A 26,199-nucleotide genomic window follows, 5' to 3' on the forward strand; every position below is an offset into this window, starting at 1 on the left:
CGTTCAGACCTTGGGCAGGGCCGGGCGCGTTTCCAGGGCCTTGCGCACCACGGCCTCCACCTGCGCGCGGCGCTCGCCGGCCAGGGGCAGGCGCGGGGCGCGGCAGCGGTCGTTCGAACCAATCGCCAGCGCTTCGACGAACTTGATGTTCTGCACCAGGTAGGTGGACACATCCAGGTCCAGCAGCGGGCGGAACCAGCGGTAGATGCTGCGGGCTTCTTCGATGCGGCCGGCCTTGACGAGGCGGTAGATCGCCACCGTCTCGGCCGGGAAGGCCACCACCAGTCCAGCCACCCAGCCGTGCGCGCCGGCGCACAGGGCCTCGAAGGCCAGGTTGTCCACGCCGGTCAGCACGTCGTAGCGGTCGCCCAGGCGGGTCAGGATCTCGGTGCAGCGTCGAATGTCGTCGCTGCTCTCCTTCACGGCCACGAAGCGCTTGTCGTCGGCCAGCTCTTCCAGCAGGTCGGTCGTCACGTCCACGCGGTAGGCGATGCGGTTCGAGTAAATCATCACCGGCAGATCGGCCGCGGCGGCGATGGCGCGCAGATTGACGGCGGTCTCGCGGGCATCGGTGTGATAAATCGTGCTGGGCACCACCATCAGGCCGTCAGCGCCAGCCTTGGCTGCAGCCTCGGCCAGCTGGCAGGCCTCGCGGGTGCCGGCCTCGGCCACCGTCAGCAGCGCGGGTTTGGCGCCGGTCACTTCCTTGGTGAGCTTGAGCACCTGCAGGCGCTCCTCGTGGCTGAGCATCGGGCCCTCGCCCAGCGAGCCGCAGGCGATCAGGCCGTCGCAGCCGGCCTGCATCTGCAGCTGGAAGCAGCGCTGCATCTCGGCGGCATCCAGCCGGCCTTCAGGGGTGAATTTGGTGGTGACTGCAGGGATGACGCCTTGCCACATGGTCGGACTCCTTTGTGCGCGTGCCGCGCGGGTTGATGGCCGAAGCATATTGCATATTGGATCCAATGTTCAAGGCTTGGATCCATTTCCCTGCGCGCGGCGACAATCAGGGCTTCGTCGCATCATGCCTTTTGCGCGCCACCCATGGCCCTGCCCCAGCTGACCCCGACCACGATCGCCCCGTCCGCCACCGATCAGGTGTACGAGGCCCTGCACCGCGCCATCATCAGCGGCCAGCTCAAGGACGGTGAGCCGCTGCGCCAGGAAGAGCTCGCGCGCCAGTTCCAGACCAGTCGCATCCCGGTGCGCGAGGCCTTGACCCGCCTGGAGCAGCACGGCCTGGTGCAGATCAAGCGCTACCACGGCTACACCGTGACCGGCCTGAGCGAGGCCGAGGTGGTGGAGATCTGCAACTTCCGCGCGCTGCTGGAGGGCGAGCTGATCCTGCACGCCGTGCCGCGCCTGGACGCCCCGACGCTGGCGGAAGCCAAGAAGCGCTGCCAGGCGTTCGCCAAGGAGGCCGACGCGGTGCGCTGGGGCGCGCTGAACCGCGACTTCCACTGCGCGCTGTACGAGCAGGCCGGCCTGCCCTACTACCTGCAGGCCGTGGTGACGGCGTTGGACAAGACCGAGCGCTACCTGGTGGACCAACTGCAGCTGACCGACGGCCGCGCCCAGGCGCGCGCCGAGCATCTGGCCATCCTGGAAGCCTGCGTGGCGGGCGACGCCAAGGCCGCGGCCAAGCTCACACGCCAGCACATCCTGGGCGCCTGCGAGCGTTTCGTGGCCTTCATGCAGGCGAGTGCGCAGGGCCAGGCGCAGGATCCGACGCGGGGCAAGCCGCGCCGGCGTCCAGCGACAGCCTGATCTCGAACACCGCGCCGCTGCCCACGCGGTTGCGGGCATGGATGGAGCCTTCGTGCGCCGCCATGATCTGGCGGGCGATGGCCAGACCCAACCCGGTGCCACCCGCGCCATCACGCGTGCGGCTGGACTGCACGAAGGGCTCGAAGATGCGCTCCAGCTCCGGCTCGGGAATGCCCGGGCCGCGGTCAGCCACGCAGAGCCGCACGGCCCCCGCCTCGCACTGAACGTCCAGCTCCACGCTGGATTCGGCCGGCGCGAAGCGCAGGGCATTGGCCAGCACATTGCGCAGCACCTGCAGCAGGCGCTCGGGGTCCGCGTCCACCGGCAAGGGCTGCGCCGGGGCAGCCCACTGCAGTTGCACCGGCTTGCCCTGGGCCATGGGTTCGAGCTCGCGCAGCGCCGCACCCACCAGATCGCGCAGGTCCACCGTGCAGCGCGGGCCCAGCACCTCGCTGCGCTCGGCCTTGGCCAGGTCCAGCAGATCGCACACCAGCTTGAGCATGCGTTCGCCGGCGCCGTGGATGGTGTCGAACATCTGCCCCAGCCGGGCCTGCTCGCCGGCGCGTGCCCGGCCTAGTTCCGAAAAGCCGAGGATGGACTGCAGGGGCGTGCGCAGCTCGTGGGTGATGTTGGCCACGAAGGCCGTGCGCGCCTGCAGGGCCTGCTCGGCGGTGTCGCGCGCCAGGGCGGTGGCACGCTCGGCCTCGCGGAACTCGGTCACGTCCATCAGCACCGCCATGATGAGCGGCTCCTCGCCGGCGGCGGCGGGCACCAGCAGCTTGTTGACCACGACATCGCGCAGCGAGCCATCGGCCCGCCGCACCTGCACCTCGTACCGCACCGGGTGACCGGACTGCAGCAGCTCCTGGTCCTTCTGCAGGTGCAGATCGCGCTGCGCCGAGGGCACCTGGCTCAGCACCTGCTGGCCATAGACCTCGGCAGCCTTGCGCCCGGTGAACTGCTCCCAGGCGCGATTGACGACGCGGTAGCGGCGATGCCGGTCGTACAGGGACTTGGGCAGCGGGCTGACCTCCATCAGCTGCCGGTTGAAGGCCAGCTGGGCCTGCAAGCGCTGCTGCATGCGCTCGCGCTCGGTCACGTCCATGGCACTGCCGGCCATGCCGATGAAGCTGCCGTCCCGCCACAGCGCCTGCAGATTGGCCTCGAAGATGCGCTCGGCGCCGCCGGGCTCGCGGCGGCTCAGCACCAGGCCCTTGATGGCGGCACTGGGCGGGGCTTCGTAATAGGCCTGCAGGCGCTGCTGGCTGGGTTCGTCGAAGTAGTCCCACAGGCAGCGCGCGCCCGCCGCCGCGCCGTCGGCCAGCCAGGGGCCAAGGTGCTGGTTGGCGAGCGTCACATGGCCCTGCGCATCGGTGCGGAACACCAGCTCCTGCAGGCTGCGCAGCGTCTGGGCCAGCTCCTGCTCGCGCGCCAGGGCCTGCTCCTGCGCGGCATCGCGCTCGCGCTGGGCCCGCACGCGCTGCTGCAGGTCGCGCACCGCGCCGCGCGTCGTCCACGCCAGGAACAAGAGCGCCAGCGCACCGGCGCCGAACAGGCCGCGGGCGGTGTCGGCCCACTGGGCGTGCAGGGCCTCCTGGTCAGACTCCACCCAAACCATCAGCGGCCAGTTGCGCAGCAGGCGGAAGGCCGCAACCTGGGTGCCCGCGCGCACGCCGGCGCCGATCCAGCTGCCCTGCTCACGCGCGGGCAGGAAGCGCTCGAACGGCGCGGACTGCCGCAGGCTGTCGCCCAACCGGCGCCCGGCTTCCCGCGGGGCCGCCATCAGCCGGCCGTCAAGGCCCACCACCAGGGTGCTGGTGCGCTCGTCGCGCAAGGTGGCGTGTTGCATCGAGGTGATGGAGGCCAGATGGATCAGCGCCACCAGGTAGTGCGTGCCGGAGGACCCGCTGGGCAGGCTGCGCACCAGCGGCAGGAAGCCGACCTGGGGCGCCTCCGCCGTGGCCGGCACCAGCAGGTCGCGGCCGGGCTGGAAGCCCAGCAGGGCCGTGGCGCCCGGCGCAGGCAAAGGCCCCAGCCGCGCCAAGTTGACGTGCTGACTCACCTCCCGCGGCTGCGAGCTGGCCAGCACCTGGCCCCGTGCGTCCAGCAGCAGCAGGCCCCGGATGAAGGGCAGGTGCAGCTCCGTCTGGCCCATGAGCGCCTGCAGGCTCCTGAATCCCGCGCCAGCGGCGGCGGCAGCCTGGGCCTGCTCGCCCAGCCCATCGAGGGCCAGCGCAGCGCCGTCGATCTGCCGCCCCAGCGCGTCGGCAAACAGCGCGCTCATCAGCTCATTGCGCGCCAGCTCGCGCTCGCTGTGCTCCTGGCGCTCGTGCAGCCACAGCGCGGCCAGGCCCAGCACCACGGCAGCGCTCAGCACCACGCCGGCCACCACCAGCCAGACCGAGCGGGCACTGGAGCGCAGGCTCTCGCTCATGGCAGTTGGGCGATGGCCAGCAGGCGGTGCCGCAGCGCCGCCGCGCGCAGCCGACCATCTCGCTGGATGCGCACCACGAAAGCATCCACCTCAGCCCACCAGGCGGCCTCGCTCGGGTGCACCGCATAGCCGTAGGGCATCACCTGAAAGGGCTGGGGCGGGCTGATGAGTTCGGCCCAGTCCACGTTGTCCAGCAGGCGGCGGCTGTAGGGGTAGTCCGTCATGAAAACGTCGATGCGCCCCCCTTCGAGCTCGCGCTCGCGCGTGTTCGGGGCTTGCACGCGCACCAGGCGCGCCCGCTTGAGCCGCGCCGCCATCACCGGCTCCATGAAGGTGCCGGCCTGCACCCCCACCAGCACGCCGGGCTGGTCGATGTCCTCCCAGCGGCTCACCACCCGGCTGCCGCGCAGGGTGATGGCGTGGATGTCACTCTGCAGATAGGGCCGGCTGAAGCGCAGCTTTTCCTGCCGCGCCGGCAGCATGGCCACAGCGAACATCGCCACGTCGCAGCGCCGGCCCAGCACGTCGTTCACCAGCGTGGGGAAGGAGGACTCCACGTACTCCACCGCCACGCCGAGGTCGCGACCCAGCTCGCGCGAGAGCTCGATGTCCAGTCCCTCCCAGCCCTGCGTGCGCGGGTTGCGCAGGCTGATGCCGTAGTACTCGGGCCACACGCAGACCCGCACGCTGCCCCGGCTGCGCACGGCATCCAGGGTGTCGGCGCCGGCGCTGGCAGCCAAGGCCAGCAGCACCGCGGCGCCCAGCAGCGCCCGCCAGCTGGGCAGCCCCCGCGCCCAGGCCAGCGCCGCGCTCATACCAGTGCTCCGGCCGTCTGCCTGAACTCGGCCAGGCTGGGACCTTGGGCGGACAAAGCTTCAAAGCCCCAGCCGGCGCTGTCCACTTGCTCGCGCAGGGCGTTGAAGCGGGGCAAATCGGCCAGGAAGGCCTGCACCACGCGCGGGTCGAAGGCTTCGCCACTCTGGGCGCGCAGCATCTGTTCGGCTTGCGCCACCGACAGCGCGGGGCGGTAGCAGCGGTCCATCGTCAGGGCGTCAAAGAAGTCCACCACGGCCACGATTCGGCCCGAGAGCGGAATCGCCTCGCCCAGCAGGCCTTCGGGGTAGCCGCTGCCGTTCCAGCGCTCGTGGTGCGAGAGCGCCACCTCGGCGGCCAGCTGAAACAGCGGGATGCGCGAGCGCCCCAGGATCTCGGCGCCGATGCGGGCGTGGCCGTTCATCACCGCGCGCTCCTCGGCCGTCAACGGCCCGGGCTTCTTCAGCACCTGGTCGGGCACGCCGATCTTGCCGATGTCGTGCATGGGTGCGGCCTGGCGCAGCAGCAGCGCCCAGGGTTCGGGTTCGCCCAGGCGCAGCGCCAGGGCGCTGGCCAGGAAGCCGATGCGCACGATGTGCACGCCGGTGTCGTCGTCACGGAACTCGGCCGCGCGTGACAGGCGCAGCAGTGCGTCGTGGTGGGCGCGCGTCACCTCTTCCAGCGCCTCGTTGCGCTCGCGGTACATGCGCCCGAAGTCCGCCACCAGGCGCTCCATCTGCGCGGCCGCGGCGTCGCTAAAGGCGTCAAAACCGGGCTCGATCATGCCCAGGCCTCCTGCGGGCCGGCCGCGGCGCCGGCCGCCGGGCGCTTGCACAGCATCTCCAGCAGCTGCAGGGGGCTGAAGGGCTTGATGAGGTAGTCGTTGGCGCCCGCCGCCAGGCCGGCCATCTGATCGTCCAGCCCGTCCAGGGCCGAGAGCATCACGATGCGCACGCCGTCCTTGCGCGGATCGGCACGCAGGCTGCGGCACAGGTCCAGGCCGTTGCGCGGGCCGGGCATCATCACGTCCAGCAAGATCAGGTCGGGCTCGAAGTCGCGCAGCACGGCTTCGGCTTCCTCGACATGGCTGGCCTCGCGGATTTCGCAGGACTCGTATTCCAGGGTCATCCGAACCAGGCGCCGGATGTCCGCGTGATCTTCGACGAGCAGGATTTTCATCAGGGCAGCTCCGGGTAGAATTCGCAACGTTTAGCGAATGTATCAATTTAATGATATCGACGCGACGCCCGATCCACCAAACTCCGCCCAATCGTGAATACCGCACCCGCCCTGCCCTCGCGCGACGACGAATGCACCACGGCGGAGGTCGCGCGTCGGCTCGGCCTGGCCGTGCGCTCGGTGCAGCTGATGGTGGATCGCGGCGAGCTGCTGGCCTGGAAGACCCCGGGCGGGCACCGGCGCGTGTCGCGCCAGTCCGTGGAGGACTGGCTGGCGCGGCGCCTGGCGGGCGCGGGTGGCGCGGCGCCGCCCCCGGCCGCCAAACCGGCGGCAGAACCAGCACGCCCTGCCGCCCAGGCACGGCCCCCGCGGGTGCTGCTGATCGAGGACTCGCGCCACTACCAGAACCTGATCCGCCTGCTGATGCAACAGCAGTTCGCGCAGGCGGAGTTCCACGTCGCGGATGACGGCTACGCCGGCCTGGCCCTGGCCGGCCGCCTGGAACCGGACGTGCTGCTGGTGGACATCCTGCTGCCCGGCATGGATGGCGCCATGCTCATCACCAGCCTGCGCAGCCTGCCCTTCTTTACGCACAGCCATGTGGTGGTCGTCACCTCGCTCGATGAAGACGAGCGCGGCCCCTTCCAGCACGCGCTGCAGGGGGTGCCGGTGATCCACAAGACGCGGCTGATGGCCGAGCTGCCGCCCCTGCTGGAGCAGCTGCTGCCCCAGCCGAGCGCGGCTCTGGCCTCCTGAGCGGCGCGGCCGGGCCCATCCCAAACCCACGGCTCGGCATGGCCTCACCCACTTCGCCGCAGCCGGGCAGCGCCCAGGAGCAGGCCGTGGCGGACGCCTACTTCCGCGGCAACACGGAATTCTTCCGGCGCTTTCGGCAGGACTGCCTCACGCAGTTCGGCCACGACCTCGCCGAGGGCGAGCGCTGCGCGCAGGCCGCCCTGCTGCCTGGGCTGATGCACCTGGGCCACAGCCTCAAGACCGTGCTGCGCCTAATCGGCGAGGAACCGCTGGCCGACTGCGCCCGCCAGTTGGAGCTGAGCGCCCGTGCGCAGGACTCCGCCGCCAGCCTGCTTGCCTGGGCCGAGCTGGCCGGCGGGCTGCAGCAACTACTACCCCCGCAGGCCCCCGCGCCAGGCGCCTGAACCCCAGGTGTGCGGTTTGCCACGCCGGGCGCGAGGGTTTCATTTCTCCGGTTGCCAAAAATATCATTTCAAGCAATTATGCGGATCACAGCAATTTGTGAAACGCAATCATGCTTCCGACTGCCGTCGTTGAGACCGAACCCCTGGAGGCCGACCCGCGCCGCGTGTTGACCTTCACCCTGGCCGGGGCCGATTACGCCCTCGACCTGCGCTGGGTGCGCGAGATCCGCACCCCCGAACCCCCCACCCCGCTGCCCGGCCAGCCCCCAGCCGTGCTGGGCGTGAACAACCTGCGTGGCGACATGGTGCCGCTGCTGTGCCTACGCACCGAGCTGCGCCAAGCGCCCCCGGCGGGTAACAGCGGCGCCGTGGTGGTGGTGCAGCTGCCCCAGGGTCTGCTCGGCCTGCTGGTGGACGCGGTGCAGGACGTGCGCGAGCTCGATGCCGCCGACCGCCGCCCGACCCCCTTCCCCAGCAGCGGCGCCCGCCATCTGCTGGGCCTGTACACGACCGGTCAGCAACCGCTGCAGCTGCTGGACCCGATGGCCTTGGCCAGCAGCGCCGCCCTGCACTGAGCTCCTGGAGCCCCCGATGAACAACTTGAAAGTTTCCACCCGCCTGACCCTGTTGCTGAGCCTGCTGTGCGCCTTGATGGTGGCCCTGTCGGCGGCGGGCATGTGGGGCATCGCGCGCAGCAATGCCTCGCTGCAGACGGTGTACGCCGACCGTCTGGTGCCCATGGAGCAACTGGGTGAAATGCAGCACCAGGAGATGCTGCGCCAGAAGGCGCTGCAGCGCATCGTGGCCGGTGACCTGAGCCTGGCTCAGGCGCAGGGCGACTTGCAGCGGGCGGAGCAGCGCCTGGCGGAGGTCTGGAAGGCCTATCTGGCTACCTACCTGACCCCGGAGGAAGAGGCCCTGGTGCGCGCGCTGCAGGCCGCGCTGCAACCCTATGACGCCGCGCTGGCCAGCACCGTGCAGGCGCTGCAGGCCAACCAGGTCGACGCCGCGCACGAGCAGCTCAAGCGCGTCGTCGGCGAGCTCTACCCGCCCATCGAAGACAAGCTCGAAGCCCTGATGGAGCTGCAGACCCGGGTGGCCAAGGCCGAGTACGACGGGGCCGTCGCGCGCTTCGAGGCGCTGCGCCTCTGGGGCAGCCTGGCACTCGGCGCCGGCCTGCTGTTCAGCGCCGGGGCCGGGGCCTGGGTGGTGCGCCGGCTGACGCGCCAGCTCGGCGGCGAACCCGGCCAGGCCGTGACGGTGGCGCGCGCCGTGGCGGCGGGTGACCTGACCATCGACATCCCGCTGCGCGACGGCGACCACGACAGCATGATGGCCGCCCTGGTGCAGATGCGCGATGCGCTGCGCGATTCCGTGCAGCACGTGCGCGACGACGCCGACAGCGTGGCCACCGCCTCGTTCCAGATTGCCGCGGGCAACCAGGACCTGAGCCAGCGCACCGAAGAGCAGGCCTCCGCCCTGCAGCAGACGGCGGCCTCGATGGAGGAGCTGGGCAGCACCGTGCAGCACAACGCCGACAACGCCGCGCTGGCCCGCCAACGCAGCGAGCAGGCCACCGAGGTGGCGCACAGCGGCGGCGGCGCGGTGCAGAAGGTGGTGGAGGACATGCACGGCATCCAGCACAGCGCCAAGCGCATTGGCGAGATCCTGAGCGTGATCGACGGCATCGCCTTCCAGACCAACATCCTGGCCCTGAACGCCGCCGTGGAAGCGGCCCGCGCCGGGGAGCAGGGCCGCGGCTTCGCCGTGGTGGCGGGCGAAGTGCGCAGCCTGGCCCAGCGTTCCGCCACCGCCGCCAAGGAAGTGCGCGGCCTGATTGCCGACAGCACCGAACGGGCCGAAGCCGGCGTGCGCCGCGCCGAGGAGGCCGGTGCCACCATGGCCGAAGTGGTGCGCGCCATCGAGGAGGTGCGCACCCTCATCAGCGAGATCAGCCACGCCAGCCACCAGCAGAGCGAGGGCGTGCGCCAGATCGGGGAGGCCGTGGGCCAGATGGATCAGGTGACGCAGCAAAACGCCGCGCTGGTGGAGGAGAGCTCGGCCGCCGCCGAGAGCCTGAGCGCCCGCGCCCAGGGCCTGCTGGCCGCCGTGCAGCGCTTCAAGCTTCCCGGCCACCGGGCGGCCGTGGCGGCGCCCAGCACCGCGGCACCGGCCCCCGGCATCGAGCGCCGCGGCCCGCAGCGCGCCACCAACGTGGTGCGCCCGCAGTTCGGTGCGCGCTCCCAGGCGCCCGCCCCGCAGCAGGCCCCGGCGGCCACCGGCACCGAGGGGGAATGGACGAGCTTCTGAGACCGCTCAGAGCGGCGCGCCAAAGCCCCAGGTCATGGCGTCCACCGGGTCGAACAGCAGCTGGGCGTCCATCGTCAGGTGGGCGCGGCCACGGATGAAGGGGCGGATGGCGCCACCCTCCCCGGCCTCGTACTGGGCCCGGAACACCGAGCCGATGACCGACTCCTGCCGCCACTCCACGCCGGGTGCCAGGTCGCCATCGGCAGCCAGGCAGGCCAGCTTGGCGCTGGTGCCGGTGCCGCAGGGCGAGCGGTCGTAGGCGGCGCCCGGGCAGAGCACGAAGTTGCGGCCGTGGTTGGCGGGGTCCGCGGCTGGGCCGAGCAATTCGATGTGGTCGATCTCGGCGCCTTCCGCCCCGGTGATGCCGGCCCGCTGCAGAGCCGCGCGCACGCGCAGCGCGTAGTGCGTCAGCGCGGCGGTGTGCGCGGGCAGCAGAGGCTGGCCGTGGTCGCTGCACAGGAAGAACCAGTTGCCGCCCCAGGCCACGTCGCCGCGCACGGTCTGGCCGTCGTCCAGCTGCACCGCAATCTGGCGGGCCAGGCGGTAGGCGGGCACATTGGCCACCGTCACCGAGCCGTCTTCGTGCAGCGTGGCCTGCACGGTGCCCACCGGCGTGTCGAGCGCCAGGGTGCCGGGACCGATGTGACCCAGATGCGCCAGCGTGGCCACCACGCCGATGGTGCCGTGGCCGCACATGCCCAGGTAGCCCACGTTGTTGAAGAAGATCACGCCCCAGTTGCCGCCGGGCTGCTGCGGCGGGCACAGCCAGGCGCCCACCAGCACCTCGGAGCCGCGCGGTTCCAGGATGAGGGCGCGGCGCCAGGCATCGTGCTCGCTGCGCAGCCGGGCCAGGCGCTCGGCCATCGGGCCCGTCCCCAGGTCCGGCCCGCCGGACACCAGCACCCGGGTCGGCTCGCCGCCGGTGTGGGAATCGATGATGCGGGCGGCTGCGGTCATGGGGGCTCCTGCGCGTGGCTGTTCGGTGAGACGGGTGTTATTGGATCCAATATACCGTTTGGCGACGACTCATCCAAGGCCAGGGCCGTGAACCCCGGGGTTGCGCGGCAGTCCTCGGGCAGCTGCTGAGCCCAACCCTCCCCCTTCAGAGCCTGACCCCGCCGGTGGCACCACTCGACGCGCTGCAAGCCCGGTTGCCGCTGATGCAGCCAGGTCTCCAGGTGCTGGGGCAAGGTGGTGCGGTGCCAGCCTGCGCGGCCGTCTTCCGGCGCATGGCCGGCCAGGCTGACCCAAGGCACGAAGGCCATGGCCAGGAACCACAGCGGGTTGCGCAGGGGCAGCGCGGCGGGGGCATAGCCCTGGGCACGCAGCCAGGCCTGGGCCTCGGCGCGGCCCGCCAGGGGTTCAGACGCCCAGGCCTGGGCCAGCAGCTCGGCCAGCCATTGGTTGCAGTTCTGGGCCTGCAGATCGAAGGGCTGGGCATTGGCCTGGTAGCGCGGCGCCAGCACGACCAACGCGGCCTCGCGCGCCAGGGCGCGCTGCGCCAGACGCTCGCCCGCCTCGCCTTCGAGCGGCAGCACGGCCACGAAGCCCCGGTCGGGGTCGTCGGTGCCCATCAGGAAGGCGGCCAGGCCTTGGTCGAACACGCGCGGCACGCCTTCGTCGCAGGCCAGGTAGAGCTGGCGCACCGCCCAGCGGCCCTGCGGATGCTCGCGCAGTGCCAGGGCGGCATGGCTGTAGCGCAGGCCGAAGCGGCGCAGATTGGTGCCCGAGCGCGCCACCAGCGCGGCCTGCACGCCGCGACTGTCGAGGTCGGCGCGGATGAGGTCGCTCAGTTGCAGCAGGCGGTCGTGCTGGGCGGCGCTGAGTTCGGCGCCGCGGTTGCACAACTGCGGCCAGGAGCCGGCCTGCGCGCCGCCGCACAGCAGCAGCGCCGCCAGGGCCCAGCCCCAGCTCACAGCTTGTGCGTGGCCAGGTCGCGCGGGTCGCGCAGCGCCAGGAAGAAGGGTTCGGCCACGCCTTCGCGCGCCACCGCCAGGCCATAGCTGCGCGGGCTCAGGCGCAGCTGCGCGCCGGCCTGCAACTGCTCGGCGGCCACCAGCGTGGCCGGCAACTCCAGCCACAGGGTCTGCTGCGCATCCAGCGGGGCCTGGCCCTGCAGGCTCAGGCGCACCCTCCCCGGGCGCTCGGGCACAGGCGTCAGGGCCAGCACCTGATAGGGCCCGGCCTGCACCTGCGTCTCGCCGCTGGAGCTCTCGCTGCTCTTGCCGATCGAATCCGACAGGCTGCCGACCGACTTGGACGCCGAGCTGGCGACCGAGGAGGTGAAGCTGTCGGCCAGGGCCGGGGTCAACACAAGGGCGGCCCACAGGGGCAGGGAACGCTTCAGCATGGCAGTCACGGGAATCGGAGAACGGCCGAACGGTACACCGTTCAGAACCGCGAACCGGGCTGCTGCAGGAAGGCCAGCTCCTCGGGCGTGGAGGGCCGGCCCAGCACCTCGTTGCGGTGCGGGTAGCGGCCGAAGCGGCGCACGATCTCGGCATGCCGGCGCTCGAAGTCCAGCGCATCCGGCGGGCCGTGGCGGGCGAACAGGGCTTCAGCCTCGGCATGGATGGCGACGGATTCGCTGTGCATATAGGGCATCAGCAGAAAGCGGCGCGGTTCGGGCGCCAGGGCCTCGGCCACACCGGCGGCCACGGCCTCCTGGGCCAGCACCAGGGCCATGGCGTCCTGCGCGAAGGCGCGCGCCTGGCCGCGGTACAGATTGCGCGAGAACTGGTCCAGCACCAGGATCTCCGCCAGCCGCCCGGCCGGCGTGGCGCGCCAGGTCCACCGCTCGCCGGCACTGGCCCGCTCGTGCAGGGCGCCGAAGCGGCGCGCAATCTCGGCATCAAAGCCGGCGTCCACTTTCCACCACTGCGCGGGCTGGCATTCCTCGAACCAGAAGCGCAGCACGGCGGCGGCTTCGTCAGGCAGATGCGTCAGGTCCATTCAAGCGTCTCCACTGGCCAGCTTCAGGCCGACGATGCCAGCCACGATCAGCCCCAGGCTGATCAGCCGCCCCGGCGTGGCCGGCTCATTGAACAAATAGATGCCCAGGATGGCCGTACCCACCGCGCCCACGCCCACCCACACCGCATAGGCCGTGCCCACCGGCAGGCCGCGCATGGCCAGACCCAGCAGGCCCACGCTCAGGCCCATGGCCAGCACGGTGATGGCGGTGGGCCAGAGGCGCGTGAAGCCTTCGGTGTACTTCAGGCCGATGGCCCACACCACCTCCAGCAGGCCGGCCAGGAACAGAAGCAACCATTGCATGCGGGTACCGCCTCCTCAAAGCGCCAGGTTGTCCGGCGTCAGCACCGTGCGCTTGACGTGCACGCCGATGATGGCCACCACCTCGTCCGGCTGCGCCGGGCGCAGCAGCTGCTCGGATTCGACCGTCACCTTGGTGACGAGCGAGTCGTCCTCCAGCAGGCAGAACATCGGCGAGGGATCGGGTTCGCTCGGCAGCTCGGTGCGGCCTTCGAGCGAGCCATGCGGCACGCGCAGGCCGTCGAGCAGGGTCTTGAGGCGGTTGTCGAGGTCGCCGCCGTCGGTGATCAAGGCCCCGCGCGCCTGGCGGCGGAACAGCAGCACCGAGACCTCGGCGTAGAGCTTGAGCCGCTGCGTCACCAGGGGCGCGAACAGCAGCCCGCCCTTTTCCACCACCACCGACACCGCCCCCGGCCGCGCCGGGTGCGCCAGCAGGCTGGGTGCCGCCTCGCGCAGCGGCGAGGACTGCCACAGCCGCTCCAGCTGCGGGTGCAGGGCGCGGCGGATGGCCCATTTGTGCGCCGACTTGGCTCCCTGGCCGTGCAGCGGGCCTTCGTAAATGAGGCGGAACTCCATCTCAGGAGCGCAGCGGCAGCGCGATGCCGATGGCCATGAAGGCCCCGCCGCACACCTGGTTGAAGCGCCGCCCCACCCGCTTCAGCCAGGGGCGCAGGCGCTGCGCCAGGCTGGCGAGCAGGAACTCGGTGACGATCTCCACCACCGCGAAGGTGCCGGCCATCAGGGCGAACTGCAGTGCCAGGCTGCGCGCGGGGTCGATGAACTGCGGCAGGAAGGCGGCGAAGAACAGCAGGGCCTTGGGGTTGGTCAGCGCCGAGAGCAGGCCCTGGCGGAACATCGCCAGACGGCTCAGCGGCCGGGCGTCGCCGCCCAGTTCCAGCTCGATCGGCGGTGCGCGCCACACCTGAAGACCCAGGAACACCAGGTAGGCGCCGCCGGCCCACTTCAGCACCGTGAGCGCCTGGGCCGAGGCTTGCAGCAGCGCGCCGATACCGAACATCGACAGCGCGATCAGCACCACGAAGCCCAGGGCCCCGCCCAGGATGGTGTTGAGCGCGCGTCGGCGCCCGTGCAGCGCGCCATGCGTCAGCGCCAGCAGGCCGTTGGGCCCGGGCGAGGCCGAGAGGCCGATGGACGCCAGGAGGTAGAGCAGCCAGGTGGTGAATTCCATGGGCCGACGATAGCCGCTGTCAGACCCCGGCGAGCCCGGAGCCAGGCCCTACCATCCCGGCCCCACCACCGAACGCTTCCTGATGCGCACCCTGAGCGAACTGCAGGCCGACTGGGAGGCCGGCCGACTGGACGAAGCCGGCTTCGTGGCCCAGGCCCATGCCCTGCACCGGCTGCTGGCCGCCCTGGTGCCGCCGCTGGTGAAGAGCGAGGTGCACCAGATCCTGATCGACGGCGAGGGCCTGCGCTTCGTGATGGGCGACGAGGCCGTGGCCCTGTGGTGCCCGCCCGACGACCCGCGCGCCGCGCCGCTGGAGGCGTTGAACTTCGGTGCGTACCAGGCCGACGAGAGCCGCGTGATCAACCTGCTGGCCGAAGGCGCCCGCTGCGCGGTGGATGTGGGCGCCGGCCTGGGCTACCACGCCCTGCGCCTGGCGCAGCGCGAGCCCCTGGTCATCGTGCATGCGTTCGAACCCGATGCCGCGCGCTTCGAGCTGCTGTGGCGCAACCTGGCGCTGAACGCGCTGGCCGAGCGCGTGCGCTGCCACAACCTCGCGCTGGTGGCCGATGCGGCCCAGGCCGGGCCCAGCCAGACCCTGGACGCCTGGGCGCGCGCGGGCGGCCAGCGACCGGACTTCATCCGCTGTGCCGCACCGGCCGCGCTGGCGGTGTTCCAAGGCGCCCAGGCGCTGCTGGGCGAGCAGCGCCCGCGCGTGTTCACCCGCCTGCCCGAACCGCAAGTGCGGGCGCTGTTCGCCGCCCATGGCTATGCCGGCTGGGCGCTGGGTGAGTACGGCCCACGGCGCATGGAGGCAGATGGAGAAGGCGCCGGCTGCCGCTTCGCGGCCTTCCTGCACCCCGAGGCGCACACCGAAGCCATCGAGGCACTCGAAGCCGAGGAAGCGCAGTGAGGGCCAACGAGTTCGCCCGCCGCATCCGCCAGCACAGCGTGCGCCTGGCGCACCAGCTGCAGGCGCCGGGCATCGGCTCGGCGCTTTCCATCGCCGACCTGCTGGCCGTGCTCTATGCCCCGGAGGGCGGCTGGCTGCGCCTGGACCCAGCACGGCCGCGCGAACCCTCGCGCGACCGCTTCCTGCTCTCCAAGGCGCACGCCGGCCTGGCGCTGCAAGCCGCGCTGGCCGAACGCGGCTTCTTCCCGGTGCAGGAACTGGGCCGGCGCGCCCAGCCACCGGGGCTGGAGTGCCCGCCCTGCAGCCCCGCCCTGGCGCTCCCGCTGGCGGTGGGCAAGGCGCTGGCCGCCAAGCGCAGCGGCGCCTACTGGCGCACCGTGGTGCTATGCGGCGACGGCGAGTGGCAGTGCGGCGCCGCCTGGGAGGCCCTGCTCTGCGCCGCCCAGCACAGCCTGGAGGGGCTGACGATCGTGATCGACGCCAACGGCCTGCAAGGCCTGGGCCCGCTGGACGGCGCGCTGCGCCTGGACCCGCTCGACGCCAAACTGCGCAGCTTCGGTGTGGCGGTGCTGGATGTGGATGGCCACCACCCGGCCCGCCTGCGCGCGGCGCTGGATCACGCCCACCCCAACCAGCCCCTGGTGCTGATCGCCCACACCACCAAGGGCAAGGGCGTGAGCTTCATGGAAGACAGCGTCAGCTGGCACCACCGCGCCCCCAATGCCGAGCAGCTGGCGCAAGCCCTGGCGGAACTGGAGGGCGGCGATGCGTAAGAGCTGGATGCACCTGCTCAACCAGGTGGCGGCGCAACGCCGCGAGCTGCTGCTGCTGACCGGCGACCAGGGCTATGGCCTGGTCGAATCCTTCGAGATGGCGCAGCCCGATCGCTTCATCAGCCTGGGCCTGGCCGATCAGGCCCTGGCCGGCGTGGCTGCCGGCCTGGCCAGCGAGGGCCAGCGCGTGGTGTTGCACGCCGGCCGCCACGGCGCGCGCCTGCTGCCGGCCTTGCGCGAGCTGCTGCCCGGCCAGTCCGTCGTCGTGGTGGAGACCGACGCCAGCGAGCCCCTGCCCCATCACCTGCCCGGCTGGCTGCTGGCCACCCCGGCCTGCCCGCAGGAGCTGCTGGCCTGTTTGCGCCTGCTGCTGGCGCGCGGCGAACCCAGCTGGCTGCGCCTGGGGCCGGATGGCGTGGCCCCCCTGCGCGCCGCCGCCCCCACGGTGCAACTGGGCCAGTGGCTGCCGGTGCGCGGCGAGCCCGGCGCCGCCCGCACGGCCCTGCTGGGCAGCGGCACCGGCCTGGCGCGCACACGGCCCTTGGCCCCGCTGGCCACACATTTCAGCCTGCCGCTCTGGGGCGAACCGGCAGCCGCCGCCCAGGCCCAGCAGATCGCCCGCTTCGACGAGGTGTTCGTGACGCGCGAGGACGGCCTGGCCGACTGGCTGCTGCGCGTGGCCGCCGAGGCCGGATTGGCCGGGCGCCTGCGGCCGGTGTAGGCCGCCTGTCGCATTGACGAAGGGGGGCGCTGGGCCCTCACGGGAACACTGCCGGCCCAGCATGCCCAGCCCTTCACTCGACAGCGCCCAGGCGGTGCAGCAATGGTTCCAGCGCAGCGGCGTGCGCGCGCCGCTGGCGGCCTGCATGGGGCCACTGCCGCAGACCGGAGCCTCCATCGCGCGCTGGGCGCGCGCCGAACCCGACCCACGCATCCAGGCCGTGCAGCCGCACCCGGACAGCTACCGCATCGCGCTGATGCTCAAACCCCTGGAGTCGCAAATCTGGGTGGGTGAGCGGCCGGTCTGGGGCGGCGTGATTGGCGCGCACCGCTTTCGCATCTGCCCGCCCGGCACGCCCAGCCGCTGGCGCCAGCTCAGCGGCTGCGACATCGTCAACCTCTTCATCCCGGTGGCCACGGTGCAGGCTCTGGCCGAGCATGGCGGCCTGCCCGCCGGCCCCCAGCTGGCCGCCACCCTGTTCGCGCCCGACCGCCTGGTGCTGGACCTGGTGGGCAAGATGCTCGACGCCCCGGCGCTGGCCGGCCAGCTGGCGCCGCAGTACTGCGACGGCCTGGTGAACGCCCTGCTCTGCTACCTGCTGGAGCGCTATGGCAAGACCGCCAGCGGCAGCGCCACGCCGGCCAGCCTGGGCGGAAGCCGCTTGCGCGCGCTGCTGGTGTTTCTGGAGGCCGAGCTGGCGCGCGAGATCCCGATTGCCGAGATGGCCCAGCGCTGCGGCATGAGCGAATCGCATTTCTCGCGCGCCTTCCACGCCGCCATGGGCCTGCCGCCGCACCAGTACCTGCTCAAGCTGCGCCTGGAGCGCGCCAGCACCGCCCTGCGCGAGGGCACGGCGCCGGTGACGCAGATCGCTCTGGATCTGGGCTTCAGCAGCCCCAGCCACTTCGCACGCTGCTTTGCGGCGCGCTATGGCTTGCCGCCGGTGCGGTACCGGCGCGAACACGGGCGCGAACACGGCCTAGAACACGGGCGCGAGGCTTCCAGGCACTGATCGGGGTCTTCCCGCGGCGGGGCGCAGGGCGGCGCAGTTTTGTATCGGTCGGGCAGGAATGGGCGCGCAGGGCGCCGGGGGGCTGCGAAGAATCGCGCCGCATCGGTCACCCCCCCATCCGCTCTCCATGCCCACCCCTCTGCCCCGTCTTCACCCCCTGGCGCTCAGCCTGCTGTGCGCCCTGCCCTGCTGGGCGCAAGAGACCAGCACCACGCTGGAACGCGTCGAGGTCACCGGCTCGCGCATCAAGCGCCTGGAGGCCGAGACCGCCTCGGCCGTGCAGGTGCTGAGCCGCGCGGACATCCAGCGCTCCGGCGCGCTCAACCTCAGCGATCTGCTGCGCAACCTGCCGGCCGGCAATGTCGGCGGCATCGCCACCGATGGCCCGGTGGATTCGACCTTCGGCAGCGCCGGCATCTCGCTGCGCGGCCTGGGCGTGGGCTCCACCCTGGTGCTGGTGAACGGGCGGCGCGTCGCGCCCTTCGGCTTTGGCAGCGCCTCCTTCGTGGACACGAATTCGATCCCGGTGGACGCGATCGAGCGCATCGAAACCCTGCTGGACGGCGCCTCGGCCATCTACGGCGCCGATGCGATCGGCGGCGTCGTCAACATCATCCTGCGCAAGGGCTTCGAAGGCCTGGTGGCCACGGCCGGCGCCGGCCTGAGCTCGCGCAGCGACGGCCAATCGGCCTCGCTGAGCCTGAGCTGGGGCAAGGGCAATGTGGCCAACGAGGGCTACAACGTCTTCGTCACCGCCGCCCACCGCGAGCAGGACCCGGTGCGCGCGGCGGACCGCTGGCGCACCCAGAACGCCGACTTCCGCCGCTTCGACATGGCCGACCGGCGCTCCAGCTTCTACCGCAACGTCTACAAGCTCACGCCCACTTCCGGCACCTACAACACCGACCCCGCCAACTTCATCGGCCCTCTCTCCGGCCTGGACCAAGCCTGCACCCCGGTGAGCGGCAGCACGCCGGCGCTGAACGGCCGCTGCGTGAACGACAACACCCAGGCCGTCAACCTGGTGGCCGGCTGGGAGAGCGACAGCCTGTACGGCGCCGGCGTGCTGGCCCTGCCCGGTGGCCTGGAGGCCTTTGCCGACGCCGCGCTGACCCGCACCGTCTACAACACCCGCAGCTTCAGCTACGCCACCGATTCCTACGGCTACTACACCTACGACCTGGTGGACAAGCTGGGCCAGTACGGCAATGCCCCGGGTGCGCAGATCACGTATTTGATCCTGCCCGTGGGCCACCGCCAGAACCCGCTGCCCAATGCCGAGGTGGGTGTGCGCTACCTCTTCAACGACGTGCCCGCCGCCATGGGCAGCGACACCCTGAACCAGCGCTACACCCTGGGCCTGCGCGGCACGGCAGCGGGTTGGGATTGGGAGACGGCCCTGCTGCTTTCCCGCGCCCGCACCGAAAGCACGGTGCAGGGCTTCCTGCAGGACAAGGTGCTGCTCGAAGAAGTGCTGGACGCCAACGGCAAGGTGCGCCCCAGCTTCACCCTGGGCAATGCCGCCGCCAACCCGCCCGAGCTGATGGCGCGCCTGTACCCGCGCATGAGCAACATCGGCCGCACCGCCACCGATTCGTTTGACGTGCGCGCCAGCCGCGAACTCTGGCAACTGCCCGGCGGCGCCCTGGCCGTGGCCCTGGGCGCCGAGCACCGGCGCGAGAAGGTCGATTCCGTGCCCGACCGCCTGTTCTCCGAGGGTGCGATCTCGCTCTGGAACATCCAGGGCGCCAGCGGCAGCCGCCGCGTCACGGCCGCCTATGCCGAGGCGATCGCCCCGCTGCGCAAAGGCCTGGAGCTTTCCGCCGCCACGCGCTGGGACGACAACAGCGACTTCGGCCGCTCCAGCACGCCCAAGTTCGGCCTGAAGTGGCAGCCCCTGCAGCAGCTGCTGCTGCGCGGCACCTGGGCCGAGGGCTTCCGCGCCCCCACCCTGCCCGAGCAGCACACCGGCGTGCAGACCTACTACATCAAGGTGCGCGACCCCAAGCGCTGCCCGACCTTCGAAACCAGCAACCCCGATTGCGACCGCTATGTGGTGGGCGTGTACGGCAATGCCGGCGATCTGCGCGCCGAGACCTCGCGCAGCCGCTCGCTCGGCCTGGTGCTGCAACCCACGCGCGACTTCAGCCTGGCGCTGGACGCCTACGAGATCAAGCGCCAGGGCGAGGTGGCCTCGATGAGCACCAGCTACCTGCTCGACCACGAGGCCGAGTTTCCGGGCAAGGTGGAGCGCGGCGCCGCCTCGGGGCAGATCGACAAGATCTACCTGACCGCCACCAACCTGGCCATGACCGAGGTGCGCGGCATCGACGCCGAGGCCCGCTTCCAGTTCATGCTGCCCGATGGCCTGGGCCGCATGAACCTGCAGTTCACGCACAACCGCCTCTCGCGCTACGCCCAGGCCAATGCGCCCGATGCGCCGCTGGAAGACACGGTGGGCTACTACCTGCGCCCGAAGGAACGCAACCGCTTCGGCCTGGCCTGGGACCGGGGCGTGTGGCAGTTCAGCCTGAACTGGAACCACACCGGGGCCTACCAGCTGGCGTCCGATTCGAGCGTGAACTGCGGCTACGCCACGCAGGCCACGCCACGGCCCGACTACTGCCGCGTCAAGTCCTGGCTGACGGCGGATGCCTATCTGGGTTGGCGCGGGGTGAAGGATCTGGACATCGGGCTTTCGGTGCGCAATGTGGACGATGCCGAGGCGCCGTTTGATGCGGACCGGATCGCCTATCTGCAGGGCTTCAACCCGGCGTATCACAACCAGCTGGGGCGGTACTTTCAGTTGTCGGTGAAGTACAAGTTCTGGTGAGTTTTTAGTCGTTGAAGTGAGAGCCCGCAGGGGTCTTCAACCCCTGCACCCCGACCCGCATTTCTTTGTCTTGCCAAAGAAACGCGGGGCAAAGAAAGGCGCCAATGCACGCAGCCGACCTAGGGTCGGCCGCGACTGCACGGCTGGTTCACATGGCTCCATCACCCCTTCTCTGCCTTCGAAAACCCGGGCACTAAGCTGGCCGGGGTACCGGCCGACTAGACCACTGCAAACCATCACAGGCTTTCTGCGATGAACGGACCCCCAACCATCTGCGAGCGGGGTTTGGTGCTCATTGGGGGTCTGTTCTACGGAGCGCCAAGGGTGATGGTTTGCGGTGCCAGGGACGACCGGTACTCCGGGCGCCTTCGTTGTCCTGACCGTCGGAGTCAGATGAGGGCTCGTGTGAGTGTGAGCCCAAGCACCGCCATCACAGTTCGCCCCTAGGGCGACTGTGCGCATTGAGCGCCTTTCTTTGCCCCGCGTTTCTTTGGCGCAGCAAAGAAACGCGGGTCGGGGTGTGGGGTTGAAGACCCCACGGGCTTTCACGATCAGCCGCCACCCACACAACAAGACACTCCAAAGTCATGAAAGCACTGCTCGCCCTCACACCCCTGCTGCTGGCCGCTTGCGCCACAACAACCCCGCCCATCCCCAACGACAGCCTCGCCGCCGAATGCCCGCGCGAAGTCCGGTACCCCCCGTTCGGCACCGCATCCAACACCCTGGTCGAACTGAAAAAGCAGGCCGAACAGCGCCTCCAAGCCATCGGCCTGCAAGCCCAATGGCACGCCCCGGAAGGCCAGCCCTTCACCGACAGCGCTGAAGACCGCGAGCGCCTGCGCGGCCTGCTGGCCATCGTCGTTCCCTCCTACGAGCGCTACCGCCCGCAGCTGCTGCGCCACATCGGCTTGCAGCGCCTGGAATTCGTCAAAGGCCTGACGGTGGCCGGCCAGATGCGCCGCGCCATGCCGGCGGCCGAGCGCGACAGCGTGGTGTACGCGGATGTCGGCGGCCCACCCGCCTGCCCGGCCGGCATCGAGCTGCGCGCCCACCACGAGCTCTACCACTTCATCGACCACCGCCTGTTCGGCCACTACTACCCACGCGACCCGCAATGGCAGACCCTGAACCCGCCCGGCGCGCAGTACGGCGCCGGTGGTGCCACGGCCTATGGCAAGAACTTCCAGAACCTCGGCCACCCGCAGGCCGGCTTCGTCAGCCGCTATGCGCTCTATGGGCCGGAGGAAGACAAGGCCGAGCTGTTCGGCTGGCTGCTGACACCGGGCTACCGCGAACGCGTGATCGCCTGGAGCGCACAAGACCCGGCGCTGGACGCCAAGCGGCGCTTCATGGAGGCGCTGATGCAGCGCCTGGAGCGCGAACCCGTGCGCTACACACCACCCGTCACATCGAGCACGGACCCGGTGACGTAAGAGGCCGCATCCGAAGCCAGCCAGAAGATCGCCTCGGCCACCTCCTCGGGCTGGCCGCCGCGCTGCAGCGGCACGCGCGGCGCCAGGCGCTTCACCCGGCCGGGTTCACCGCCGCTGGCGTGGATGGCGGTGTGGATGAAGCCCGGCCGCACCGCGTTGACGCGGATGCCCTCCTGCGCCACCTCGGTGGCCAGGCCCTTGGTGAGCGTGTCGATGGCGCCCTTGCTGCAGGCGTAATCGATGTACTCGCCCGGCGAGCCGCTGCGCGCGGCCACCGAAGAGAGGTTGACGATCACCCCGCCGCTGCCGCCATGGCGGGTGGACATGCGCCGCACCGCCTCGCGGCAGCACAGCAGGGTGCCGAGCACATTGGTCTGCAGCACCGTGCGCATGCGCTCCAGGCTGAAGTTCTCCAGCCGCGCCTGCGGCATCAGGATGCCGGCGTTGTTCACCAGCACGGTGGGCGGCCCGAAGGCGAGCTGGCAGGCGTCAAACAGGGCCAGCACCTCGGCCTCATTCCCCACGTCGGCCGGCACCGTCAGGCACTCGCCGCCGGAGGCGCGGATCTCCTCCGCCAGCTGCGCGGCGCCCGCCGCATCGTGGTGGAAGTTCGCCACCACGGCGTAACCCGCACCCGCAAAGCGCCGCGCCGTGTGCGCGCCGATGCCCTTGCTGGCGCCCGTCACGATCACCACCGGCCGGATCTGCATCGCGCGCTCCCTGGTTGGCTAATTCGACAAGAGCTGCAGCAGCAGCTCCACCCGCGCCTGCGGCGCGCTCAAGGCCCCGGCGCTGGGCAACTCGCCGCCAATCACCGGCCCGGCCGCGCAGCGCGTGCTGCGCAGCACGGCCACGCCTTGATCCATGGCACCGCGCAGCGCGGCTTCCAGAGCGTTGGCCAGCGTGCCATTGCCCGTGCCCGCCACCACCAGGCCGAGGCGCCGGCCCTCACGCCGCGCCAGCTCCATCAGCAGCGGCACCAAGGCGCCATCCACGCCGGCGGCGTTCCACAGCAGCTCCACGCGCGGCCACTGCGCCGGCTCCAGCGGCAGGCGCTCGGCCCCCAGGCCATCGCCCGCCGGCCAAGGCGCCAGCTGGCGCAGGCTGCCGCTTTCCACCAGCGCCACCGGCCCGCCATCGGGCGAGGCAAAGGCCTGCACCTGGTAGCTGTGCACCTTGCGCACCCGGTCGGCCCGATGCACCGCGCCGCCAAACACCAGCAGCACGCCCTGCACGCCGGGCGTGCGCGCCACGGTCACGGCATCCAGCAGGTTCTGCGGGCCATCGGCACTGATGGCGCTGGCCGGCCGCATGGCGGCGGTGAAGACCACCGGCTTGGCGGGCTTCAGCACCCGGTGCAGCAGGTAGGCGGTTTCCTCCAGCGTGTCCGTGCCATGGGTGATGACGACGCCCTGCACGCCCGGGTCGTCCAGCAGCGCCTGTACGCGCCGCGCCAAGCGCGCCCAGGTGCCGAAGTCCATGTCCTTGCTGTCCAACTGGGCCAGCTGCTCGAAGGCCAGGGCCTGGCCCTGCAGAGCCGGCACGGCGGCCACCAACTGGTCCACCCCCACCGCGCCGGCGCGGTAGCCCACATGGTCGGTGCTGCTGGCCGCACTGCCGGCAATGGTGCCCCCGGTGCCGACGATGAAGACTTGGCTTGGCATTCCCTCAACTCCTGGATAAAAATGCAGGGGCTGGATACCCATCCAGCCTTCCCAATCCAGCCATTGTGAGCGAGGCCTCTGTGAGCAACACCAAGATCGCCCTGACCCCCCGCCAGCAGGAAATCTACGACCTGGTGCGCCGCTCCATCGAGCGCACCGGCGCGCCGCCCACCCGGGCCGAGATTGCGCAAACCCTGGGTTTCAAATCGCCGAACGCCGCCGAGGAGCACCTGCAGGCGCTGGCGCGCAAAGGCGTCATCGAACTCGTCAGCGGCACCTCGCGCGGCATCCGGCTCAAGAGCAGCGAGCTGCGCAGCCTGCGCCGCGGCAGCAGCAAACCGGCCCCCGAGGGCCAGCTGGGCCTGCCCATCCCTGGCCTGGCCCAGTTGATGCTCCCCCTGGTGGGCCGCGTGGCCGCCGGCCACCCCATCCTGGCGCAGGAGCATGTGGAAGCCCAGATGGCCGTCAGCCCCGAGCTGTTCCGCCAGACCCCGGATTACCTGCTACGCGTCAAGGGCCTGAGCATGCGGGACGCCGGCATCCTGGACGGCGACCTGCTGGCCGTGCGCAAGGCCAGCGAAGCCCGCAACGGGCAGATCGTCGTGGCCCGCATTGGCGACGAGGTGACGGTCAAACGCTGGAAGCAGGACGCCGACGGGCTTTGGCTGCTGCCCGAGAACCCCGACTTCCAGCCCATCCGCGTGCGCCCGGAAGAACCCTTCGCGCTCGAAGGCCTGGCCGTGGGCCTGCTGCGCGGCGACTTCCACTGAGCTTGCGATGGCAGGCAAGGCCAGCTGTGCCGCCGAGTGCGAGCGCTTCGAGCAGATCCCCAATATCGGCAAGGCCATGGCGGGGGATTTCCGTCAGCTCGGCTTCGTGCACCCGCGCGAGCTGGCGGGGCAGGATGCGGCGGCGCTCTATCAGCGCATGTGCCGCTTGAGCGGCCAGCGGCAGGACCCTTGCGTGCTGGATACCTACATGGCAGCGGTGGAGTTCATGGAGGGAGGGCCGGCCAAGGCTTGGTGGGAGTACACGGCAGAGCGGAAGCGGCGGTTTCCAGATCTTTAGCGACTGCTGGCTTTTTGACCGGGCTGGTGCTTTGCTTGATAGCCCGCCGGGTCTCGCCCCGGCAGGCGAGTTCCTTTTGGCTTGACCCAAAAGGAACCAAAAGGTCAAGCCCCGATGCGCAGCCCCTTGGTTTCGCCAAGGGGTCCCCTGCGCTGCTCGCTTGGCTGGGCCGGCCCAAAACTCGCTGCGTTCGCTTCGCTCACTCCGCTCAGACAGTTGGGCCGAGCATGAAGAGAACGCGCGCTGTCGCGCGCTGCCCAGCCAAGCTGTGCTGCTCGGCAGCGCATAGGGGCAAGAGCCCGAACAGCCGAACAGCCAGCAGCCAGCAGCCAGCAGCCAACAGCCAACAGCCTGTCCTGCGTCTGCAGAGGTGCACCATGACTTCATCGATCGACAAGTCCAGTAAGGGGCCTGATATTCCAGCCCCTGCAGACTGCCCACCGCCCAATGCGCAGGCACTCGACTGCACTCGTCCTCTGTCAACTGCACAGCCCCGTTGGGGCTCAGTCGCCCGCCAGCGCCGTGACGACGTTGCCGAAGGAAGGGTCACCATGGTTCGCGGCGACGAAGCCATGGAACGCATCCGCCGTCGGCTTCGCCCTCCCTGAATAGGTGATCCTGCACTTCGGCTGTTCGGCTGTTCGGCTGTTCGGGGCCGCCCCTATGCCAAGCCGAGGAGCACAGAAGAGCGGGCCCGCGCGCGCCAGCGCGCCTCGTGTTCTGACTTGGCGCAACTGTCTGAGCGGAGTGAGCGCAGCGAACGCAGCGAGTTTTGCGCCGGGCCCGCTCTTCGAGCACCGCAGGGCACCCCAGCCGCAGGCTGGGGCGCAGGCATCGGGGTCGCCTTTCTTTTGGTTCCTTTTCTTTGGCGACGCAAAGAAAAGGAACTCGGCTGCCGGGCCGAGACCCGGCGGGCTCTTGCGCAAGCGCGACAACGACGATCACGCGCTCCAGCCCAAGGCTTCTCGCCCCACTCGGGACCACCCCATGTCCCGACCCAACCCAGCGCACCACAATCCCCCGCCATGAGCCAAACCACCCTCGAAGCCCTGTACGCCGCCTTCGCCCGCCTGGACGCCGATGCCATGGCGGCCTGCTATGCCGAAGACGCCGAGTTCGACGACGAAGCCTTCAGCCTGCGCGGTAAGCGCGAGGTGGCCGGCATGTGGGCCATGCTGTGCACGGCCGTCAAGGCCCAAGGCGCCAAGGACTGGGAACTGCGCGTAGGCCCCATCGGCCCGAACAGCGCACATTGGGAGCCGATCTACCGCTTCTCGGCCACCGGCCGCATGGTGCACAACAAGATCGACAGCCAGTTCGAATTCAACGCCCAGGGTCTGATCCGCAAGCAGCGCGACCAGTTCAACTTCTGGGCCTGGTCCCGCCAGGCGCTGGGCGCGCCGGGGCTGCTGCTGGGCTGGAGCGGCTGGCTGCGGCAGAAAGTGCGCAAGCAGGCGCGGGGGAATCTGGAGCGGTTTCTGGCGAAGGGTGCTGGCGCCGCGAAGGGCTGATGGCGCTTTATTCAGTCGGCCTTGAAAAACCCATCTCCGGCCTCGTTCTCATAGGAGCGCAGATGCCGTGAGCGGGCCAATGCCGATGGCGCGGGTTGCAAGAAATCAATCCAATGGACTTTGATTTCTTGCAAATTCGACGAGGAAGC

Annotated in this window: 28 protein-coding genes; 14 read left to right on the forward strand and 14 right to left on the reverse strand. The window is 70.6% G+C overall.

Annotated elements, in window-relative coordinates:
• Positions 1-3: 3 nt before the first annotated feature.
• Positions 4-897 carry a dihydrodipicolinate synthase family protein gene (locus tag ACE3QP_RS14240; protein WP_374437061.1) on the reverse strand — a complete coding sequence of 298 codons (894 nt, stop codon included), beginning with the start codon at positions 895-897 and terminating at the stop codon, positions 4-6.
• Between the two features lie 144 nt (positions 898-1,041).
• On the opposite strand from ACE3QP_RS14240, the gene ACE3QP_RS14245 reads away from it, so the two are divergent.
• A complete protein-coding gene (locus ACE3QP_RS14245) occupies positions 1,042-1,764 on the forward strand; it encodes a GntR family transcriptional regulator (RefSeq protein ID WP_374437062.1) in 723 nt (240 codons plus the stop codon).
• Here the strand turns inward: ACE3QP_RS14245 and ACE3QP_RS14250 are convergent.
• Genes ACE3QP_RS14250 through ACE3QP_RS14265 form a run of 4 tightly spaced genes read right to left on the reverse strand, consistent with a single transcriptional unit; the run spans position 1,688 to position 6,190 of the window.
• Entirely contained in the window at positions 1,688-4,198 is a 2,511-nt protein-coding gene (locus tag ACE3QP_RS14250; RefSeq protein ID WP_374437064.1) for an ATP-binding protein, read from the reverse strand. The genes ACE3QP_RS14245 and ACE3QP_RS14250 overlap by 77 nt on opposite strands.
• Positions 4,195-5,013, reverse strand: a complete 819-nt coding sequence (locus ACE3QP_RS14255; protein ID WP_374437065.1) for a substrate-binding periplasmic protein — start codon at positions 5,011-5,013, stop codon at positions 4,195-4,197. Before ACE3QP_RS14255 ends, ACE3QP_RS14250 begins: the two co-directional genes overlap by 4 nt.
• Positions 5,010-5,795, reverse strand: a complete 786-nt coding sequence (locus ACE3QP_RS14260) for an HD-GYP domain-containing protein (RefSeq protein WP_374437067.1) — start codon at positions 5,793-5,795, stop codon at positions 5,010-5,012. The genes ACE3QP_RS14255 and ACE3QP_RS14260 overlap by 4 nt, the downstream gene beginning before the upstream one ends.
• A complete protein-coding gene (locus tag ACE3QP_RS14265; protein ID WP_374437069.1) occupies positions 5,792-6,190 on the reverse strand; it encodes a response regulator transcription factor in 399 nt (132 codons plus the stop codon). Before ACE3QP_RS14265 ends, ACE3QP_RS14260 begins: the two co-directional genes overlap by 4 nt.
• 93 nt (positions 6,191-6,283) lie before the next feature.
• Here ACE3QP_RS14265 and ACE3QP_RS14270 point away from each other — a divergent pair, with 93 nt between their 5' ends.
• The 4 genes from ACE3QP_RS14270 to ACE3QP_RS14285 all read left to right on the forward strand — a co-directional run bounded on the left by ACE3QP_RS14270 (position 6,284) and on the right by ACE3QP_RS14285 (position 9,660).
• On the forward strand, positions 6,284-6,946 hold the full coding sequence (locus tag ACE3QP_RS14270; RefSeq protein WP_374437071.1) for a response regulator: 663 nt from the start codon (positions 6,284-6,286) through the stop codon (positions 6,944-6,946).
• Between the two features lie 38 nt (positions 6,947-6,984).
• Positions 6,985-7,350: an Hpt domain-containing protein gene (locus ACE3QP_RS14275; protein WP_374437073.1), complete on the forward strand. Its 366-nt coding sequence runs from the start codon at positions 6,985-6,987 to the stop codon at positions 7,348-7,350.
• Between the two features lie 110 nt (positions 7,351-7,460).
• Positions 7,461-7,925, forward strand: a complete 465-nt coding sequence (locus ACE3QP_RS14280) for a chemotaxis protein CheW (RefSeq protein WP_374437074.1) — start codon at positions 7,461-7,463, stop codon at positions 7,923-7,925.
• Positions 7,926-7,941: 16 nt separating this feature from the next.
• Positions 7,942-9,660, forward strand: a complete 1,719-nt coding sequence (locus tag ACE3QP_RS14285; protein ID WP_374437075.1) for a methyl-accepting chemotaxis protein — start codon at positions 7,942-7,944, stop codon at positions 9,658-9,660.
• 6 nt (positions 9,661-9,666) lie between these two features.
• Here the strand turns inward: ACE3QP_RS14285 and ACE3QP_RS14290 are convergent, their stop codons facing one another.
• Genes ACE3QP_RS14290 through ACE3QP_RS14320 form a run of 7 tightly spaced genes read right to left on the reverse strand, consistent with a single transcriptional unit; the run spans position 9,667 to position 14,122 of the window.
• Entirely contained in the window at positions 9,667-10,617 is a 951-nt protein-coding gene (locus ACE3QP_RS14290; RefSeq protein WP_374437077.1) for a 4-hydroxyproline epimerase, read from the reverse strand.
• The gene (locus ACE3QP_RS14295) at positions 10,614-11,576 is read right to left on the reverse strand and encodes a DUF2145 domain-containing protein (RefSeq protein ID WP_374437078.1); all 963 of its coding nucleotides are present in this window, start codon (positions 11,574-11,576) and stop codon (positions 10,614-10,616) included. The genes ACE3QP_RS14290 and ACE3QP_RS14295 overlap by 4 nt, the downstream gene beginning before the upstream one ends.
• Positions 11,573-12,010: a hypothetical protein gene (locus ACE3QP_RS14300; RefSeq protein ID WP_374437080.1), complete on the reverse strand. Its 438-nt coding sequence runs from the start codon at positions 12,008-12,010 to the stop codon at positions 11,573-11,575. The genes ACE3QP_RS14295 and ACE3QP_RS14300 overlap by 4 nt, the downstream gene beginning before the upstream one ends.
• A gap of 41 nt (positions 12,011-12,051) precedes the next feature.
• Positions 12,052-12,612 (reverse strand): DUF924 family protein, encoded by a 561-nt coding sequence (locus ACE3QP_RS14305; protein ID WP_374437081.1) that lies wholly within the window; start codon positions 12,610-12,612, stop codon positions 12,052-12,054.
• Positions 12,613-12,936, reverse strand: coding sequence for a quaternary ammonium compound efflux SMR transporter SugE (gene sugE, locus ACE3QP_RS14310; RefSeq protein WP_374437082.1), 324 nt, complete (start codon positions 12,934-12,936; stop codon positions 12,613-12,615). It lies immediately after the preceding gene.
• A gap of 15 nt (positions 12,937-12,951) precedes the next feature.
• On the reverse strand, positions 12,952-13,509 hold the full coding sequence (locus ACE3QP_RS14315; RefSeq protein ID WP_374437084.1) for a hypothetical protein: 558 nt from the start codon (positions 13,507-13,509) through the stop codon (positions 12,952-12,954).
• Between the two features lies 1 nt (position 13,510).
• Complete coding sequence (locus ACE3QP_RS14320) at positions 13,511-14,122, reverse strand: LysE family translocator (protein ID WP_374437085.1); 612 nt, start codon at positions 14,120-14,122, stop codon at positions 13,511-13,513.
• A gap of 82 nt (positions 14,123-14,204) precedes the next feature.
• Here ACE3QP_RS14320 and ACE3QP_RS14325 point away from each other — a divergent pair, with 82 nt between their 5' ends.
• The 6 genes from ACE3QP_RS14325 to ACE3QP_RS14350 all read left to right on the forward strand — a co-directional run bounded on the left by ACE3QP_RS14325 (position 14,205) and on the right by ACE3QP_RS14350 (position 21,807).
• Positions 14,205-15,032, forward strand: a complete 828-nt coding sequence (locus ACE3QP_RS14325; protein WP_374437087.1) for an FkbM family methyltransferase — start codon at positions 14,205-14,207, stop codon at positions 15,030-15,032.
• Positions 15,029-15,805 (forward strand): transketolase, encoded by a 777-nt coding sequence (locus ACE3QP_RS14330; RefSeq protein WP_374437089.1) that lies wholly within the window; start codon positions 15,029-15,031, stop codon positions 15,803-15,805. Before ACE3QP_RS14325 ends, ACE3QP_RS14330 begins: the two co-directional genes overlap by 4 nt.
• Positions 15,798-16,526 carry a hypothetical protein gene (locus ACE3QP_RS14335; RefSeq protein ID WP_374437090.1) on the forward strand — a complete coding sequence of 243 codons (729 nt, stop codon included), beginning with the start codon at positions 15,798-15,800 and terminating at the stop codon, positions 16,524-16,526. The genes ACE3QP_RS14330 and ACE3QP_RS14335 overlap by 8 nt, the downstream gene beginning before the upstream one ends.
• Before the next feature lie 61 nt (positions 16,527-16,587).
• Positions 16,588-17,538, forward strand: a complete 951-nt coding sequence (locus tag ACE3QP_RS14340) for a helix-turn-helix domain-containing protein (RefSeq protein WP_374437092.1) — start codon at positions 16,588-16,590, stop codon at positions 17,536-17,538.
• Between the two features lie 127 nt (positions 17,539-17,665).
• On the forward strand, positions 17,666-20,371 hold the full coding sequence (locus ACE3QP_RS14345; RefSeq protein WP_374437093.1) for a TonB-dependent receptor plug domain-containing protein: 2,706 nt from the start codon (positions 17,666-17,668) through the stop codon (positions 20,369-20,371).
• Positions 20,372-20,958: 587 nt separating this feature from the next.
• Positions 20,959-21,807, forward strand: coding sequence for a hypothetical protein (locus tag ACE3QP_RS14350; protein ID WP_374437095.1), 849 nt, complete (start codon positions 20,959-20,961; stop codon positions 21,805-21,807).
• Here ACE3QP_RS14350 and ACE3QP_RS14355 read toward each other — a convergent pair.
• Together ACE3QP_RS14355 and ACE3QP_RS14360 are read right to left on the reverse strand one after the other, a co-directional pair.
• Entirely contained in the window at positions 21,765-22,517 is a 753-nt protein-coding gene (locus ACE3QP_RS14355) for an SDR family oxidoreductase (protein ID WP_374437096.1), read from the reverse strand. The genes ACE3QP_RS14350 and ACE3QP_RS14355 overlap by 43 nt on opposite strands.
• Positions 22,518-22,535: 18 nt before the next feature.
• Entirely contained in the window at positions 22,536-23,471 is a 936-nt protein-coding gene (locus ACE3QP_RS14360) for an asparaginase (RefSeq protein WP_374437097.1), read from the reverse strand.
• Between the two features lie 80 nt (positions 23,472-23,551).
• Here ACE3QP_RS14360 and lexA point away from each other — a divergent pair, with 80 nt between their 5' ends.
• The 3 genes from lexA to ACE3QP_RS14375 all read left to right on the forward strand — a co-directional run bounded on the left by lexA (position 23,552) and on the right by ACE3QP_RS14375 (position 26,050).
• Complete coding sequence (lexA, locus tag ACE3QP_RS14365) at positions 23,552-24,241, forward strand: transcriptional repressor LexA (RefSeq protein ID WP_374437099.1); 690 nt, start codon at positions 23,552-23,554, stop codon at positions 24,239-24,241.
• Positions 24,242-24,248: 7 nt separating this feature from the next.
• Complete coding sequence (locus tag ACE3QP_RS14370; RefSeq protein ID WP_374437100.1) at positions 24,249-24,539, forward strand: helix-hairpin-helix domain-containing protein; 291 nt, start codon at positions 24,249-24,251, stop codon at positions 24,537-24,539.
• Positions 24,540-25,564: 1,025 nt separating this feature from the next.
• The gene (locus ACE3QP_RS14375; RefSeq protein WP_374437102.1) at positions 25,565-26,050 is read left to right on the forward strand and encodes a nuclear transport factor 2 family protein; all 486 of its coding nucleotides are present in this window, start codon (positions 25,565-25,567) and stop codon (positions 26,048-26,050) included.
• Positions 26,051-26,199 lie beyond the last annotated feature (149 nt).

The sequence above is a fragment of the Inhella sp. genome (assembly GCF_041912635.1).
In the GTDB taxonomy this organism is placed as follows: Bacteria; Pseudomonadota; Gammaproteobacteria; order Burkholderiales; family Burkholderiaceae_C; genus Inhella.

Bases quoted from the DNA above. Each gene is read 5' to 3' on its own strand.
- ACE3QP_RS14240 (WP_374437061.1), bottom strand. From the start codon at position 897: ATGTGGCAAGGCGTCATCCCTGCAGTCACCACCAAATTCACCCCTGAA.
- ACE3QP_RS14245 (WP_374437062.1), top strand. From the start codon at position 1,042: ATGGCCCTGCCCCAGCTGACCCCGACCACGATCGCCCCGTCCGCCACC.
- ACE3QP_RS14250 (WP_374437064.1), bottom strand. From the start codon at position 4,198: ATGAGCGAGAGCCTGCGCTCCAGTGCCCGCTCGGTCTGGCTGGTGGTG.
- ACE3QP_RS14255 (WP_374437065.1), bottom strand. From the start codon at position 5,013: ATGAGCGCGGCGCTGGCCTGGGCGCGGGGGCTGCCCAGCTGGCGGGCG.
- ACE3QP_RS14260 (WP_374437067.1), bottom strand. From the start codon at position 5,795: ATGATCGAGCCCGGTTTTGACGCCTTTAGCGACGCCGCGGCCGCGCAG.
- ACE3QP_RS14265 (WP_374437069.1), bottom strand. From the start codon at position 6,190: ATGAAAATCCTGCTCGTCGAAGATCACGCGGACATCCGGCGCCTGGTT.
- ACE3QP_RS14275 (WP_374437073.1), top strand. From the start codon at position 6,985: ATGGCCTCACCCACTTCGCCGCAGCCGGGCAGCGCCCAGGAGCAGGCC.
- ACE3QP_RS14280 (WP_374437074.1), top strand. From the start codon at position 7,461: ATGCTTCCGACTGCCGTCGTTGAGACCGAACCCCTGGAGGCCGACCCG.
- ACE3QP_RS14285 (WP_374437075.1), top strand. From the start codon at position 7,942: ATGAACAACTTGAAAGTTTCCACCCGCCTGACCCTGTTGCTGAGCCTG.
- ACE3QP_RS14290 (WP_374437077.1), bottom strand. From the start codon at position 10,617: ATGACCGCAGCCGCCCGCATCATCGATTCCCACACCGGCGGCGAGCCG.
- ACE3QP_RS14300 (WP_374437080.1), bottom strand. From the start codon at position 12,010: ATGCTGAAGCGTTCCCTGCCCCTGTGGGCCGCCCTTGTGTTGACCCCG.
- ACE3QP_RS14305 (WP_374437081.1), bottom strand. From the start codon at position 12,612: ATGGACCTGACGCATCTGCCTGACGAAGCCGCCGCCGTGCTGCGCTTC.
- sugE (WP_374437082.1), bottom strand. From the start codon at position 12,936: ATGCAATGGTTGCTTCTGTTCCTGGCCGGCCTGCTGGAGGTGGTGTGG.
- ACE3QP_RS14315 (WP_374437084.1), bottom strand. From the start codon at position 13,509: ATGGAGTTCCGCCTCATTTACGAAGGCCCGCTGCACGGCCAGGGAGCC.
- ACE3QP_RS14320 (WP_374437085.1), bottom strand. From the start codon at position 14,122: ATGGAATTCACCACCTGGCTGCTCTACCTCCTGGCGTCCATCGGCCTC.
- ACE3QP_RS14325 (WP_374437087.1), top strand. From the start codon at position 14,205: ATGCGCACCCTGAGCGAACTGCAGGCCGACTGGGAGGCCGGCCGACTG.
- ACE3QP_RS14335 (WP_374437090.1), top strand. From the start codon at position 15,798: ATGCGTAAGAGCTGGATGCACCTGCTCAACCAGGTGGCGGCGCAACGC.
- ACE3QP_RS14340 (WP_374437092.1), top strand. From the start codon at position 16,588: ATGCCCAGCCCTTCACTCGACAGCGCCCAGGCGGTGCAGCAATGGTTC.
- ACE3QP_RS14345 (WP_374437093.1), top strand. From the start codon at position 17,666: ATGCCCACCCCTCTGCCCCGTCTTCACCCCCTGGCGCTCAGCCTGCTG.
- ACE3QP_RS14350 (WP_374437095.1), top strand. From the start codon at position 20,959: ATGAAAGCACTGCTCGCCCTCACACCCCTGCTGCTGGCCGCTTGCGCC.
- ACE3QP_RS14355 (WP_374437096.1), bottom strand. From the start codon at position 22,517: ATGCAGATCCGGCCGGTGGTGATCGTGACGGGCGCCAGCAAGGGCATC.
- ACE3QP_RS14360 (WP_374437097.1), bottom strand. From the start codon at position 23,471: ATGCCAAGCCAAGTCTTCATCGTCGGCACCGGGGGCACCATTGCCGGC.
- ACE3QP_RS14370 (WP_374437100.1), top strand. From the start codon at position 24,249: ATGGCAGGCAAGGCCAGCTGTGCCGCCGAGTGCGAGCGCTTCGAGCAG.
- ACE3QP_RS14375 (WP_374437102.1), top strand. From the start codon at position 25,565: ATGAGCCAAACCACCCTCGAAGCCCTGTACGCCGCCTTCGCCCGCCTG.